The sequence below is a fragment of the Gilvimarinus gilvus genome, from assembly GCF_030518155.1.
Classification (GTDB): Bacteria; Pseudomonadota; Gammaproteobacteria; order Pseudomonadales; family Cellvibrionaceae; genus Gilvimarinus; species Gilvimarinus gilvus.
This window is the reverse complement of the sequence record NZ_JAULRU010000543.1, coordinates 1-344: the sequence shown is the minus strand read 5'-3', so window position 1 is coordinate 344 and position 344 is coordinate 1. Positions and strand designations below refer to the sequence as shown.

The window sequence follows — 344 nt, the reverse complement described above, 5'->3', positions numbered from 1 at the left end:
CTAAGTAGCATCGCAACATGAAAAACGCGGCTTCGGCCGCGTTTTTTCGTTCTGGCAGTCAGCATCTGGTATAAAGCAGACCAGTGGCCTGCCGTCAGAACCTGTTTCGCGGGCCCGTGTCGAACATTTTCCATCCTGTTGCAAGGTACCCTCCATGAGCGAACGTCCCGAAGAGCCGAACAAGCCCTCCGACGCCGAAAGCCTGCTACCGGTCGATGAGCACGTTGAAGAAGGCCATGACGCCGAAGGTCGCAAGGTGCGCCACCGCGGCATCTACCTGCTGCCCAACCTGTTCACCACCGCCAACCTGTTTGCCGGCTTTTATTCCATCATCAGCTCGATGA

General features: G+C 57.0%; 1 pseudogene. It reads left to right on the top strand.

The annotated features are described in order from the left end of the window. Positions 1-154 precede the first annotated feature (154 nt). A pseudogene (locus tag QWI17_RS10010) lies at positions 155-344 on the top strand (CDP-diacylglycerol--serine O-phosphatidyltransferase); the annotation flags it as partial.